Below are 13,628 nucleotides of genomic sequence, written 5' to 3'. Positions count from 1 at the left end.
GAAATTCCGGCATAAACACTTACCTACTCACAAACCCCGCTTTTATTCCGTTGCTTCCTTTTCTTGGTTGACAATCCATTGGCTGGGTTCCATCATTAATTTTTTAATTCTTAAAAGTTAGGTTATGGAATCAACAGCTAAAATCCCGAATTGGAACCAGGTGAGTGAAGTAGAATTGTGCTACAAAAACAAAGTGAAAGTAGCAGATCGTCCGCGCATTGATAGCAGTAGAACCGCTGCAGAATTGCTGCGTAATGGCTGGAACGAAAACACCCTGGACCTGCAGGAACGGTTCAAAGTACTTTTCCTCAATCGTTCCAACCATGTTATTGCTGGTATGGAATTATCGATCGGCGGAATCGTTGGAACCGTTGCCGATCCTAGACTAATTTTTGTAACCGCCTTAAAAGCAAATGCCTGTGCGCTCATCCTTTGCCACAACCATCCCAGCGGTAATTTACTGCCTAGCAAAGCTGATGAGGAGCTGACTCGAAAAATTAAACAAGGAGGAGTACTCCTCGATATCCGGCTGCTGGATCATGTCATTTTGACTTCAGAAGGATATTACTCCTTCGCTGACGAAGGGCTCTTGTAGCCCTTCCTTTCAGCTTGTCCACCCCTTTGAAAACACTTCTCTTGTTAGATTTCAAAATTCTGTTCGTGCGATTTTAAGGAAGGATTATATTGGGGGTTGATGCAAAAAGATACTTTCCATTGTATGTTTGTTTAACAGCTTTCTTCTCCTACCACTACCCCATTTCTCTTTTCCAATACACTTCCAGGCCTTGAGATTTCCGGCATACCGAAATCGGCAAGATGTCCGGTTGTTAAACAACCGATCTTTTGCCCTCCCTCGGAACTCGGGGGCGATAACATTGTTAGAGAAATTATTAAACGAAACGTGCGAGTGATATGTGCAGTAGAAAGACCAAATTGAATCGAACCCGCCTGGTGGGGTTGCGATTAACCGATGTTGAATACGACCGGATTGCGACACAATGGCAACAATCCACCTGCCGGAAATTGAGCGAATATATCCGTGATCGGCTCTTCAATCGACCAATAATTACCCAATACAGAAACCAGTCCATGGATGACGCGATGGCAGAACTGATGCAACTCCGTACAGAAATCAAAAACATTGGGCACAACTTCAATCAGGCAGTGAAAAAGCTACACCTATTGCAACAGATCCCGGAATTCAAATCCTGGTTGGTCGCAAACGAACCCGTCATTGCTGGCCTTCACCAACAAATTCAAATGATTGATTCCTCTGTTCAACAAATGGGTAAACAATGGTTGCAGTAATTAAAACCGGATCTTCTATCCACCGGATCCTAAACTACAATGAAAACAAGGTGAAGGAAAAAGTAGCCACCTGCATTGCTGCCCGGAACTTTCCACTGGAACCGGAACAGTTGACCCTGAACCAGAAATTAAATCGTTTCCTGCATCAACTCCAACTTAATAAAAATGTTAACCGTAACAGCGTCCACATTTCACTGAACTTTCATCCTTCGGAATCCAACCTATCCACTGAAAAACTTCAAGCAATCGCTACTACATATATGGAGGGGATCGGCTTTGGCAAGCAACCCTACCTGGTTTACCAGCACCAGGATGCCGGTCATCCACATATTCATATTGTTAGTATCAAAGTTCGACCAGACGGCAGCCGGATAGACATGAACAATATCGGCCGTAATCAATCAGAAAAAATCCGGCAGGAAATTGAGAAATCCTTCAAGCTGGTTTCCGCGAAACAGTCAGAGGAGAAACCGGTTTACCAACTTCGCCCGATTCCAGCCACTAAAGTCTCGTATGGTAAGGCTGCCACCAAAGCGGCTATTCAAACTGTGCTGGATACTGTTCTAAATCAATACCGATATACCAGCCTCCCGGAATTAAACGCCGTCCTGAACCTCTTCAATGTTTCAGCATCCAGGGGTACACCCAAATCCCGAACCTTTCAGACAAAGGGACTATTCTATCAGGTGCTAGATGAGAAAAAGCAACCCATAGGCGTACCTATTAAAGCCAGCCTTTTTTATAACAAGCCCACCCTTTCTTTTCTGGAGAACCAGTTCCAAAAAAATGAAACCCTTCGAAAATCACATTCCGCGAGTCTCAAAGCCACTATTGACGATGCCTTATCCAAATCCATAGACTCTTTCACGAGTCTGACCGAAGCATTGGAACGAAAACAGGTGGACGTAGTACTTCGGCAAAACAAAGCCCGACAGACGTATGGAATCACCTTTGTTGACCACCGAACTCGTTGCGTATTTAATGGTAGCGACTTGGGCAAAAAATATGCGTATCGGGGACTCATCAACCAGCTCACCACCAACTTCCTTCGAAAAGCCAAACGCCTCGAAAACAGCAAACTTTCAAATAATCGACACCCTTCAGAACATTGGACGGTAACGCTACCATCAGAAAACAATCATACAAAATTTGACACTGGCCTCTCTGCTGTGCTAAATATCATTGTTCAACCGGCGCAATCGAACGATTACGTACCCAACAGCCTAAGATATTCCTCCCGACGTCGAAAAAAACGAGTTTCCCGAAAATTATAATCACTAAATCAAATTGTATGAGTACAGGCGAAAACGAACAAGCCCTCCGGAAAATCCTGGATATGTCCAGAATGATCAGTATGGTATTGCTGTTCTTACACCTCTATTATTACCAATACGCAGCCTTTCAAGCATGGGGCTTGATCAGTCCCTTTTCAGATCGGCTACTTGAGAATATTTACAAAACCGGACTGTTCCGGGATTTTCACTTATCCAAAGGCATCGCACTGGTTTTTCTGACAATTTCACTATTAGGTGCCCGCGGCAGAAAAGACGAGAAAATGAATTACAAGATTGCCCTCGTTTACTTATTGACCGGATTTCTAGTTTATATAGGAAGTAGCTTGGTCTTATGGGCACCAATGCCCGTTACATCGTTGGCAGTCATTTATGCTGTTGGTTTATCCTTTGGCTTCCTATTGATCCTAACAGGCGGTACCCTGCTATCCAGAATCATACACCAACGCCTTAACAACGACGACATTTTTAATCGTGAAAACGAAACCTTCCCCCAGGAGGAGCGCTTGCTGGAAAATGAGTACTCCATTAACCTGCCTGCCAAATACTACCACAAAGGCAAATGGCGAAAAAGCTGGATAAATATCATCAATCCCTTTCGGGGACTGCTGGTGTTGGGAACACCGGGATCTGGTAAATCGTATTTTGTCATTAACAATGTGATCCGGCAGCATATTGAAAAGGGGTTTGCAATGTTTGTCTACGACTTTAAGTTTGATGACCTAACCCTTATCGCCTACAATCACTTCCTGAAACACAAAGACCGATACCCGGTTCCTCCTAAATTTTATGTCATTAACTTTGATGACCTTTCACGTACCCACCGTTGTAACCCCCTTGACCCGGCAGCCATGCTGGACATTACTGATGCTGCGGAAGCCGCCCGTACCATTCTTCTGGGACTCAACCGGGAGTGGATCAAACGCCAGGGAGATTTTTTTGTGGAATCCCCCATCAACTTCCTGACGGCTATTATCTGGTTCCTCCGGAAATATAACAATGGTGAATTCTGTACCCTACCGCATGTAATCGAACTCATGAATGTAGAATACGACAAGCTATTTGCTGTCTTGAGCACTGAAAAGGAAATCGAAGCACTTATCAACCCGTTTGTTTCAGCCTACAAAAACGAAGTGATGGAGCAACTAGAGGGGCAGATTGCCTCTGCCAAAATATCCATGGCCCGGCTTGTTTCACCTTCCCTTTACTATGTGCTCTCTGGTAACGATTTTACGTTGGACATCAACAACCCGGATGAACCTAAAATAGTCTGTATGGGGAACAGTCCACAGAAAATTCAGGTATACGGTGCTGTGCTATCTCTTTATGTTTCAAGAATGATTAAAATTGTGAATCGAAAAGGGCAGATGAAATCCAGCCTAATCTTCGATGAATTTCCTACGATTTATCTGAACAACATTGACAACCTGATGGCCACAGCACGAAGCAACAAAGTAGCGACGACAATTGGTGTTCAGGATTTTAGTCAATTGAAGAAAGACTATGGTAAAGACCAGGCAGATGTAATCATGAATATTGTAGGTAATATAATTGCCGGTCAGGTGACGGGTGATACAGCAAAGCAACTATCGGACAGGTTTGGTAAAATTATGCAACAACGAAATAGCATTTCCGTCAACCGGCAGGATATTTCAATCAGTCGTTCACATCAATTGGAATTGGCACTTCCACCATCTAAAATTTCTTGTTTAAGTGCCGGCGAATTTGTTGGAGTTTTATCTGATGATCCACATCAAAATTCAAGATTGAAATCGATTAACTCATTTATTGACAATCGAATTTCAACCGAATCCGTTCTCGACAAAATGTCTACCAATATGTTTCAAAGAAGTTTTCTCGACGTAAGTTTCAATAAAATAAAAAAAGACATACAGCAATTAATATTTGATAGATTCATATAATCCATTTCCATCTAAATACATTACTATTTAAAAAATCCCGAATGCTTTTCCAATTTCTAAACCGTCGGATAGTAAAACGCTACTTCCTAGTTGCCTTAATTCATCAAATGTATCCCGATGACAATTTCGGAATTTTTTACCGCTGCCACAAAAACATATAGATGTTCTCCCCGGCCTTTCATTTGTCGCAATAAAGTGCATCAAACGTAATAATTTCTTTACGTCTTTGCCCGTCCTCAATGCTTCCTCATAAAATTGGTATATTCCCATCAGTCCGTGGCTGTATTCACCGTTAACGTAAAATCCCTCCAACCTGCGGTGCGTCTGGTTGAAAAAATAAGGCAATGCTTCTTTTCTAATATACTCCGTAATAGTAATTCCGTTCAAGCACCTTATTATCTCCGCTGGTAGCACCTTTACGCAACAGGTAAGCGTATCTTCATAAACGTGCCAGTCAGCTATCTTCGGAATTTTTCCACCTGTTTCATATAGCAAAGGAAACCGATATGGGAAACCATCAGTATAATGAATTTCTATTTGGTAGGTTTCCCATAGTTTTCCTGTTTTGTCAATCACATCTAAATCACCAGCCAACACATACCCTGCTTCTGTTAGTGTCGGTTTGAGCTTAGGGTAGGACTCCTCTGCCTCGGCCAACTGTTCAACAAAAAATTCGTTGCTCATATTACATTGCTTTCCCCCAAGGCCTGTTAGAAGAGGCGCCAGACACAAGACCAGATAAAATATTCGCACTGGTGTTAGTGTTAGTTGATTGAACCAGGTGACATGGGAAACGATTTCCTAACCGCTCCTGCCAGTATCCACATGCTTTTTTAGCATCGTTTTCTTGTAGAGCCGCCTTAGCGCTGTCCATAAAATATTTCAGGTACTTCATAAAGGCATCTTTGTTTTTGTACTCATCCAAAAGGTTTTCACCTTTCGGAGTTGTTGGACGATCACAGCGGAAATTTTTGGAAAGGGCTGCGTGGATATTTACCAAGGTTTCCATCAGCGACACGTCATCGCGGTCACGTGGCGCATAATGGTTGGCAGCCAAAATTGTCATGACCAAACCACAAGGCATTTCTTCACGGCGCAAGTCACCCCAACTTTTCAGGTAACGTACAATTCGGCGAAGTTGATGGTCCTGCTTGCGAATATCGGTGAGCCATTGTCGGTACTCGTTTCGGTAGAGTTTCGTTTCGTATAGAAACTCAGTCCGGAAACCTGAATTTATTTTTTGCTCAAACCAAGCAATGAACTCAACGGGATTGCTAAGCGTATAGCCACGCTTTTTGTCAGCCAAATCAGGGCACTTTTTATCACCGGCGTAGTAAATGGGAAGGTCAATGTGAAAGCCTGCTTTGAAAATTACACGAACACATGTGTTTTTGTCAATTACTTTCTCAATCGTTTTCGGGTCTGCACCAATAGCCTGTATAACCAAACGATGAAGCTCTTCCGGTTCAGGTCTTTGACCGCGGGGACGTTTTCCTATCAGGTAAATGCCGTCGTCAAGGTCATAATCACCATGGATGGGATTGATGATCGTGTCCATAACATAAGAGCCTTGACTTTGAAACTCCAGCAGTTCATCTATGAACGACTTTCTTTCAGGCTCGTTATTCATGCCAGATTTTGCGGCATCAAAATTCGCTTCGATGCGGTATCGCAATCCGTCCCTGGCTATTATTAGTTCATTGCGTTTGTCATCACTTAACCGCATGATTCTGTTGTACTCTAAAAAAGTTGTGTGAAGGTTTGCCATAGTTATTGTGTTTTTAACTGTTTACGTGTTTTGAAAAATTGTGCGATTTCAGGGTCCTTACCAACCAAATATCCTCGGTCATTGCCTTTGCCCCGGATGAAGTTGACTGCTTTCGGCCGGGCACAATCCAATTGAACCAGATGTTGCTGTTCCGCCGAGATCTGCTCGGAGGGAATGCGAACGTAGTTTATATGAATGTGATTTAACTCGGAAAGCCGTTTCATTGTGTAGTCCGTAAAGGCACTTTGTCCGATCAGAGAAGTCTCAAAAAGATCGTTTCGCCAATTGACGAATGAACGCTGCCGCTCTAAGCCAACTGGCTTACCAGCCGTGTTGTTTAAACTGCTCACCGACAACACCTCAATATTCTGATAATCAAGGCCCTGACCGACAAAATACGTCAGTGCTTCAATAACTCCCACCAGCGTTGGATTGTTTGCCCACACACCGCCATCAATAAATTGCTTCTGGTCGTAACGTTCTATTTCACAAAGAGGGAAATAGGTGGGCGCCGCTGAAGTAGCTAAGGCCACATCTACCAGCAAGGTTTCATTGTCTCTGTTAAGTTCGCCGTGATCTCGTTTGAAAATCCACGGGCGTGCATCAGTCAGTGAATAGGAAGGAATGCAAACCAGGTTTTTCAAGTCTTTCACCCTTGCCTCTTTAAAAACATTTTGCAGCACTTCTCGGAGCGGCGCATCAGAATACTTGCCGCGCCAGAAAGTTTGCCTGATAATGCCACCAATTTTAGTTCGCCTGGGAAAGATTGTCCCCCCCTGATCTATGTATATTTTACTGATTTCTGGCGTTGGAATTTTTAATCCTAATGCCAAAGCGATTAGACCTCCGGTGGACGTGCCGCAAATCATATCAAAGTAATCCGATACCGGGCCAAACCTTTTTTCCAAGTGTTCAAGTATGGTGGAAGAATAAAGGCCTTTTATGCCGCCTCCATCTATCGAAAGTATTTTGAAAGCTGTCTCACTCACGTTTTTTGGTTCAAATGAAAAAATAGAGCTCCCGGCTGGGCCGGGAGTTCGAACGATTAACTCAAGGCTTTCATCGAAGCCGAAATACCATAACCAATAAGTGCTACAACGAGTGCGACGGCAACTAAGCTAGCCATCTCGCCTTTCACAGTTATGCAGGCATCCTTTTTGCAGAGGGTAACATGATTCACGTTTCTCATTTTTTCGGTTTAAGAATTGCAGTCAACTTTGGCCCTGACTATTTAGGCCTTGTAAAGTTTTTTTACAAAGTGTTTCATTTATGAAACACTTTAACTTTACAAACTTAGTGTTTTTGTTTCATTCGCAAAAAAATAATTTCATTAATGCAACAATTATTTGAAAATTCTGTTCTTTATTTGTATAACGATTGCTTGCAACAAAAAAAACAAATCATATGCACTCACTTAATTCAGCCTTATTGGCCGAGATGATTAAGTCAAAAAGGGGGAAGAGTGGGCTTCGCGAGACAGCGGCAGAAATTGGTGGCATTAGCGCCCCGACGTTGTCGAGGATTGAAAACGGAAACCTCCCTGACATTGACACTTATTTTAGAATCTGCAAGTGGTTAGACGTGCCAACAGACTACTTTGCCATTAAAACAAACAAAAATTTTGAAAAGAAATCTTCCGACACAAAACAAGAAGTTATTGCTCATTTAAGAGCTGACAAAACTTTACCACCTTCGACAGCTCAGGCTTTGATTGAAATGATTAATTTGGCGTATGCTAAAATCGCAAAGTGAGACGGCTACAGAAAAGATTAGTTTCAGGCGTGGCTTCAAAACGGAGGCCGAACGTATTTCTGTACAATGTCGTTCGAATTTAGCTCTAAAAGACTATCAGCCTTTGCCTGCTTTTGACTTAGCTAAATACCTCAAGTTAGCTGTATTAACTCCATCTGATTTTCACGATTTAAGCAATGAAGCACTGAAGGAATTGCTATATAGCGAACGTAACAATCACTGGTCTGCAATTACTATTGGAAAGGATGAACCGCAAATGATAATTTACAATAGTTCGCATTCGTCTTGTCGCACCGAAAGTAACATCATGCACGAATGCGCTCATGTACTTTTGAAGCATAAAATGGGAATCATTGACACATCGCTTGGAATACCGCTGAGAACATTCGATCCTGTTCAGGAAATGGAAGCAGAATGGTTAGGAGGATGTCTACAGTTGCCAACACCTGCGCTGAAAAAATATTATATCTATGGTTCTTACACAGCTGAGCAGATCGCAGAACTCTTCAACGCAAGCCTACCTATGGTTCGTTACCGTTTAGGTGTTTCTGGCGTTATTACAATGAAATCAAGGTTTAAACGATGAATTTTAAATATTTCAATATAGGAGCACTTATTGCATTTGTCATTATCCTCTCAATACCTTTCGGACAATTTTCTGCATGGTTGGAAAATGTTTTGCAGCCCTACCCTGCAGCTGCACAAATCTATAATTACATTAATCCTTTGTCAACATTAGGTTTAATTTCGCTCACATTAGTCTTCGTAAACAAAATTGGATGGAAGTGGGGCATGTTTAAGTGGCTAGTTGATGTTCCCAATCTGAATGGCCGGTATGAAGGAATTTTAATTTCCAGCTACAATTCGGAACAAAAGGATTGCGTGTTAGAAATCAAACAAACAGCTTCCTACATTCACATCTTTGCTTACTTCGGTAATTTGGGCTCGAATGATAAAACTTCCAAATCGGTAAGTGTTTCTGAAGAAATCGTTCAAGAAAAAAATGGGCTATACAAATTATTCTACATCTTTTCGAACGAGTCGGATACCTTGCAAATTCAACTAAATAATCATGAAGGCACATCAAAACTCTATTACTATCCAGATGTAAAACGCTTGGAAGGCGACTACTATAATCAGCGCGGTAATACAGGGACTTTGAATGTAGTTTTTAAACAAGAAAAACTGCTCGGCCGCTTTCAAAAATGAGATTAAAAGATGATTGACAGATTAGCACATCTACTTTTACAAATCAAGACACATAGACCAAAAAAATTTAGTGGGTTGGGTGTAGTGCTCTATGAAAACTTGGAGCACCTACCAGTATCGCCCTTACGTGAAGGAGAATACTTTACAGATATGCCTATAAAAAATTTTGATTTGATTTTTCAATATTTGGTTGAAATATCATCGGCTGACAATATTTGGCATGACGGCTTCCATCTTATTTCTTCCGATTTTCATCTTACACACTTTTCGCAATACTTCTCTACTCCAATAGTCGACAGTGCAACAATTGATTTTGCATACGGAAGCCGTCATCGAACAGCACTATATGGCTCTTATCTTAAGGATGTCCTTGCATGCGGCGTAGTAAGTAGCGATTTCAATGCAGTTATATTTCATAAAGGATATAAGCAGATCATCGACGGTTCAAGGCCACTCTAAATTCCCTCAAAGTCAAGTCAACCAACAGCCAATGTTTCTTGACTGACCATTTGGTCAAGCATAAACACTCCTAACATCCCAAAAAGTTAATATCAAAATTAAAAAAGAACTCTATTAATCACGGCAACTTACAATTGGTTTTTCGTTAGGCCGAATTGTGTTTATATGGATAATTGTACAGACATGTTTGATTAAATCTAAATTGCTTCAAAGGGTTTATTTCGGCAAAGATTGGAATGACCAAGTGCGAATTCAATGATAGCTTCTATATGGTTGGTTATTCGTTTATTGTTGTTTTGAAATATTGTAGCAAAACCCATCAACGGATTTGCATTATCCTCAACAAGAATGATTTCAGCTAATCCAACACTTCTAGTCAAATTAGAGTGTTGATCCAACTGAAAATCCGAAGGAAGATTGGGAGCCATGTAATCGATAAATAAGAATACAGAGTTTTTGGCAACAAGCCTGCAGAACTTTTGGCAACAGGGAATCCAGAGAAATTGGCAACAAGGAATGCAGAACTTTTTCTTTCCCCGGCCGCGGCCGGGGAAAGAAAAAAAGAGATTTGCCGGAAAATAGCTCCGGATTTATGAATGCATATGCGAAAAAACTCATGACTTATCATACGGTACATCAATTGCATCGGGATGGATTATCAATCTCCCGGATCAGTAAGGAACTGGTGCTGGATTGGCGTACAGTCAAAAAGTACCTTTCGATGACGGAATCTGACTACGAACAGTTCCTGCAGAACCAGTCGGAACGCAAAAAAGACCTGGAGCCCTATGAAGGGTTTGTAAAGGCCCGTTTGACGAAGTACCCGGAGACTTCTGCTGCTCAAATGCACGATTGGCTGAAAGAGCATTATCCTGATTTTCCAGCGGTTGACAGCAAAACGGTGTTCAATTTTGTTTGCTGGGTTCGTCAAAAATATCATCTGCAAAAGGTGGTTGTGCAGCGTGATTATGCTATGGTTGCTGAGAGTGCCTATGGTGCACAGGCACAGGCAGATTTTGGTGAATACAATCTTCGTAACAGCCAGGGCAGGCAGGTGAAAGTCGGTTTTGCGCTTCACTTCTGTCGGAAAGGAGATCCGGAAAGCAAAGGGAAGATTGAAAATGCAGTGAAGTCAATACACAATTAAAATGGCAGATCCCCTTCTGTTTGAAAATAGCTATCGTCCTCTCCAAGGAATGTCTTTAACTGTTTAAGCCTCTCCAAGAGCTCATCGAAAGTAAGTATCATGATATTTTTAGAATTGCCTCTGAATAGCTCAAAAGATTTCCTCTCACCCGCAGTGCTCATCGATCTGCCAACCACCAAAACTCCTACCACAGAATAAGTTTCGATATCGTATATACCACTTTCCTCTTTCAAGGAAGCAATATTCTTTTGAAATTTGTATATCTGGTCAAGTAGCTGGTTGCTTGCACCGGACAGCTCAGAAGATGGAGCATATACATCATGTCGATATGTTGCCGCACCCAAAAGCTTAGTAGTTGGCTTTTTTATTTCTACAATGGCTGCATTATTGCTGATGCTGTTCTTGACCAAAAAATCCGTGATTTTATCTCCACCACCGACAATTTTCCGTCCTCCAACATATGCGTGACCACGAACTTTAATTATCGGTACACCAAATGCCATGTTTAATATAAAAGGGTTTTCCTCGAACAGTCGTTGCCAATGATACTCCTCTAAATTCTTCTCAAGCATGTCCCCGAATTTCTTTATCAGCTCATCGAGCGTGACCAGCTCAATATCTTTGCGCAGTTGCACAAGTTTGCCTGGCTGTTCTCGAAACATCTTCCTACTATTGGCAGTCACGATTTCTACTGCCTCGTTCTGTCTTTGACGACTTATCTCCGTCATTGGCCACAACGCATTCTTTGAAATTCGTTCTTTAATATCCCTCTTCTCCACATTGACGGAATAGCCTGATGACTTACCTAATAAGTCCAACAATATCCCTGCAGTTACGTCATGCTTTGTGGTTAACGCAATCTTGCTTGCCCTTGCTGCGATTTTATCGATAGCATTTTGAAGCATGCGCAAATCGTTGAAGTTAGTGGTCATTACTTCCGATTCTTTATCAAAATATGTTGGCTTATGCTTACTTATATAAAGTTGTTTGGCGCCCAGTGTTTCTATGAAGGTAGCTATCTGACTGTATTTCTTTAAAAAGCCTAATCCGTAATTATAATTCTCAATAAATACAACCGGGAGGCTTGCAAAAACCTCTTCTGCATCTGCGACATCGAACCCATTAGGGTTGTAACTTTCGATTTCCACGGTAATTGCTTGCAACGTAAAATACTTAGGCTGCATGGCATATAAACCTCTGCCTTTAAAAGGGAAAAAAGTAAAAGCATTTTTATCAAGGTTCATCTGGGCAATGAGAAGTTTAAATTCGTTATCATCATCATATCCTCTTGGCACTGCTTCTTCAGGAGGAGTGAATATCACATTATAACCATGTCGAGTTTTTTTAACCTCAATACTACCATTTTCTCCTGCATATTCATACGTTGGTCGTGCCATAATTACTTTTATTGCATTTTATTGTATGCATGTCTGTCGAGCAAAAATATACAACATATTTTTGTACGCACCACTTTGGAGGCGATCTGGGCCCTATTTTAAGTTTTCAATCCCCTATTATGAAGTCCAAGCAAAAACATCTTGAAGAACTAAAGGCCATTCTTGGAAAGGAACAAAACAGGCTTATCACTGATGAAGAGGTGCTGCAGGCATACCAATTCGTTTAACTTCTAGCGAAGGCCACAGGCAAAAATGACTCTATTGAAGTTGACTGCTAAGCCAAATTAAAAACAATCGCAAAGGGTTTCATTTATAGGAAAGCGGGACCTGCGGGATTTGTGACCAGCCTGCCTTAAAAGAAGACTCATGGTTAAGAATGGTATCAAATGAATCCCCTGCCAAAAAGCACTGTACAAAAAAATATTTCCAGTGTCTGTGATAAAAAATAGCTGGTACTCTAGGTATGACCTGGAAAGCTACTTTAAAATTAATCGTACAGACCTTAATCGGTATGTAAAGCAAGGGCTGCTTAAAAAGCGAATAATTCCACTAAACAAAAGCAATTTCATCTGGAGTCGGCAAATATTTATTTACCATTTTCATACCCTCACTTACCTTTTTATCCAGGATTTTTATATATTTCCGTGTCGTGTTAATGTCACGATGTCCCAACATTTTTGAAACCGTTCCTATAGGCACCCTATTATTTAGTGAAACTGTAGTCGCAATCGTATGATATCAATATGAAAAGTAAGGTTGGTTTTTATGGCACAGATGTCTGCAATTTCTTTGAAATATGCAATCATCTTTTGATTCGTAAGAATAGGAAAAACACCGGTTTACGGTTTTCTTTAACAGCATTGATTCCCAATATTTAAGGTAGTCCTGGCGTGGACCATTTGGGTATATCTTCACCTATAATCCGTCTGATCGTGGCAACTAGCTATAAATATTAGTTTTCCTGCCTGTATAGCATGTGATGTCGTTTAATGAATTACGAATTCAATAACTCATCAATCTCCTTCCTTAAAAAATATGTTCTACTGTGAATCTTAATAGGTCTTAATTTTCCGCACTTAATCCAATCATAAATGGTCGGCTTTGACACTTTTAGAAAATGACACAATTCCCGAACTTTAATCAATTCATTTCCTGGCGATGGACTAACAGAATTATCTTTATTAGAATGGAAAACTGTTAACGCTAATCTAATCTCTTCTCGAAATATTTTGCGCAAATCCTCCAGAAAATCATCAGGATCACAATTAAAAAATATTGATGAATTTCCCCTCATACCATTCACTCCCATAACAAAAGATTTTAGTAGAATAAACCTAAATATATGTTTGCAAACCAGGCAAATCCTAATCTAAC

Annotated in this window: 15 protein-coding genes; 9 read left to right on the top strand and 6 right to left on the bottom strand. The window is 41.1% G+C overall.

What is annotated here, in order from left to right; translation table 11 throughout:
• The first annotated feature begins 124 nt into the window (after positions 1-124).
• The 4 genes from B2746_RS05385 to mobC all read left to right on the top strand — a co-directional run bounded on the left by B2746_RS05385 (position 125) and on the right by mobC (position 4,522).
• Positions 125-595: a JAB domain-containing protein gene (locus B2746_RS05385; protein ID WP_290791755.1), complete on the top strand. Its 471-nt coding sequence runs from the start codon at positions 125-127 to the stop codon at positions 593-595.
• A gap of 317 nt (positions 596-912) precedes the next feature.
• A complete protein-coding gene (locus tag B2746_RS05380; protein ID WP_290791753.1) occupies positions 913-1,308 on the top strand; it encodes a plasmid mobilization protein in 396 nt (131 codons plus the stop codon).
• Entirely contained in the window at positions 1,296-2,582 is a 1,287-nt protein-coding gene (locus B2746_RS05375) for a relaxase/mobilization nuclease domain-containing protein (protein ID WP_290791751.1), read from the top strand. The genes B2746_RS05380 and B2746_RS05375 overlap by 13 nt, the downstream gene beginning before the upstream one ends.
• A 17-nt stretch (positions 2,583-2,599) precedes the next feature.
• Positions 2,600-4,522, top strand: coding sequence for a conjugal transfer protein MobC (mobC, locus tag B2746_RS05370; RefSeq protein ID WP_290791749.1), 1,923 nt, complete (start codon positions 2,600-2,602; stop codon positions 4,520-4,522).
• Positions 4,523-4,549: 27 nt separating this feature from the next.
• Here the strand turns inward: mobC and B2746_RS05365 are convergent, their stop codons facing one another.
• From B2746_RS05365 to B2746_RS05355, 3 genes are read right to left on the bottom strand one after another with little or no spacing between them, the layout of a single operon-like run.
• Positions 4,550-5,206, bottom strand: coding sequence for an SEC-C metal-binding domain-containing protein (locus B2746_RS05365; RefSeq protein ID WP_290791747.1), 657 nt, complete (start codon positions 5,204-5,206; stop codon positions 4,550-4,552).
• A 1-nt stretch (position 5,207) separates the two neighbouring features.
• Complete coding sequence (locus tag B2746_RS05360) at positions 5,208-6,290, bottom strand: CBASS cGAMP synthase (RefSeq protein ID WP_290791746.1); 1,083 nt, start codon at positions 6,288-6,290, stop codon at positions 5,208-5,210.
• Between the two features lie 2 nt (positions 6,291-6,292).
• The gene (locus B2746_RS05355) at positions 6,293-7,279 is read right to left on the bottom strand and encodes a CBASS cGAMP-activated phospholipase (RefSeq protein ID WP_290791744.1); all 987 of its coding nucleotides are present in this window, start codon (positions 7,277-7,279) and stop codon (positions 6,293-6,295) included.
• Positions 7,280-7,694: 415 nt separating this feature from the next.
• On the opposite strand from B2746_RS05355, the gene B2746_RS05350 reads away from it, so the two are divergent.
• Genes B2746_RS05350 through B2746_RS05335 form a run of 4 tightly spaced genes read left to right on the top strand, consistent with a single transcriptional unit; the run spans position 7,695 to position 9,710 of the window.
• Positions 7,695-8,042 carry a helix-turn-helix domain-containing protein gene (locus B2746_RS05350; RefSeq protein ID WP_290791741.1) on the top strand — a complete coding sequence of 116 codons (348 nt, stop codon included), beginning with the start codon at positions 7,695-7,697 and terminating at the stop codon, positions 8,040-8,042.
• Positions 8,023-8,628, top strand: coding sequence for an ImmA/IrrE family metallo-endopeptidase (locus B2746_RS05345; protein WP_290791739.1), 606 nt, complete (start codon positions 8,023-8,025; stop codon positions 8,626-8,628). Before B2746_RS05350 ends, B2746_RS05345 begins: the two co-directional genes overlap by 20 nt.
• A complete protein-coding gene (locus tag B2746_RS05340) occupies positions 8,625-9,251 on the top strand; it encodes a hypothetical protein (protein ID WP_290791737.1) in 627 nt (208 codons plus the stop codon). The genes B2746_RS05345 and B2746_RS05340 overlap by 4 nt, the downstream gene beginning before the upstream one ends.
• 9 nt (positions 9,252-9,260) lie before the next feature.
• Positions 9,261-9,710, top strand: coding sequence for a hypothetical protein (locus tag B2746_RS05335; protein ID WP_290791735.1), 450 nt, complete (start codon positions 9,261-9,263; stop codon positions 9,708-9,710).
• Between the two features lie 197 nt (positions 9,711-9,907).
• Here B2746_RS05335 and B2746_RS05330 read toward each other — a convergent pair whose 3' ends face one another.
• Positions 9,908-10,138 (bottom strand): hypothetical protein, encoded by a 231-nt coding sequence (locus B2746_RS05330; protein WP_290791733.1) that lies wholly within the window; start codon positions 10,136-10,138, stop codon positions 9,908-9,910.
• Positions 10,139-10,278: 140 nt separating this feature from the next.
• On the opposite strand from B2746_RS05330, the gene B2746_RS05325 reads away from it, so the two are divergent.
• Complete coding sequence (locus tag B2746_RS05325) at positions 10,279-10,857, top strand: hypothetical protein (RefSeq protein ID WP_290791731.1); 579 nt, start codon at positions 10,279-10,281, stop codon at positions 10,855-10,857.
• On the opposite strand, the gene B2746_RS05320 is transcribed toward B2746_RS05325, so the two are convergent.
• Both B2746_RS05320 and B2746_RS22815 read right to left on the bottom strand, forming a co-directional pair.
• Positions 10,854-12,254 carry a Shedu immune nuclease family protein gene (locus B2746_RS05320; protein WP_290791729.1) on the bottom strand — a complete coding sequence of 467 codons (1,401 nt, stop codon included), beginning with the start codon at positions 12,252-12,254 and terminating at the stop codon, positions 10,854-10,856. The two genes, B2746_RS05325 and B2746_RS05320, sit on opposite strands and share 4 nt — an antisense overlap.
• 994 nt (positions 12,255-13,248) lie before the next feature.
• Positions 13,249-13,548 carry a helix-turn-helix transcriptional regulator gene (locus B2746_RS22815; RefSeq protein WP_414655281.1) on the bottom strand — a complete coding sequence of 100 codons (300 nt, stop codon included), beginning with the start codon at positions 13,546-13,548 and terminating at the stop codon, positions 13,249-13,251.
• Positions 13,549-13,628: the final 80 nt, after the last annotated feature.

The sequence above is a fragment of the Flavihumibacter sp. UBA7668 genome (assembly GCF_002483205.1).
In the GTDB taxonomy this organism is placed as follows: Bacteria; Bacteroidota; Bacteroidia; order Chitinophagales; family Chitinophagaceae; genus Flavihumibacter.
This window is presented reverse-complemented; position numbering and strand designations above follow the sequence as displayed.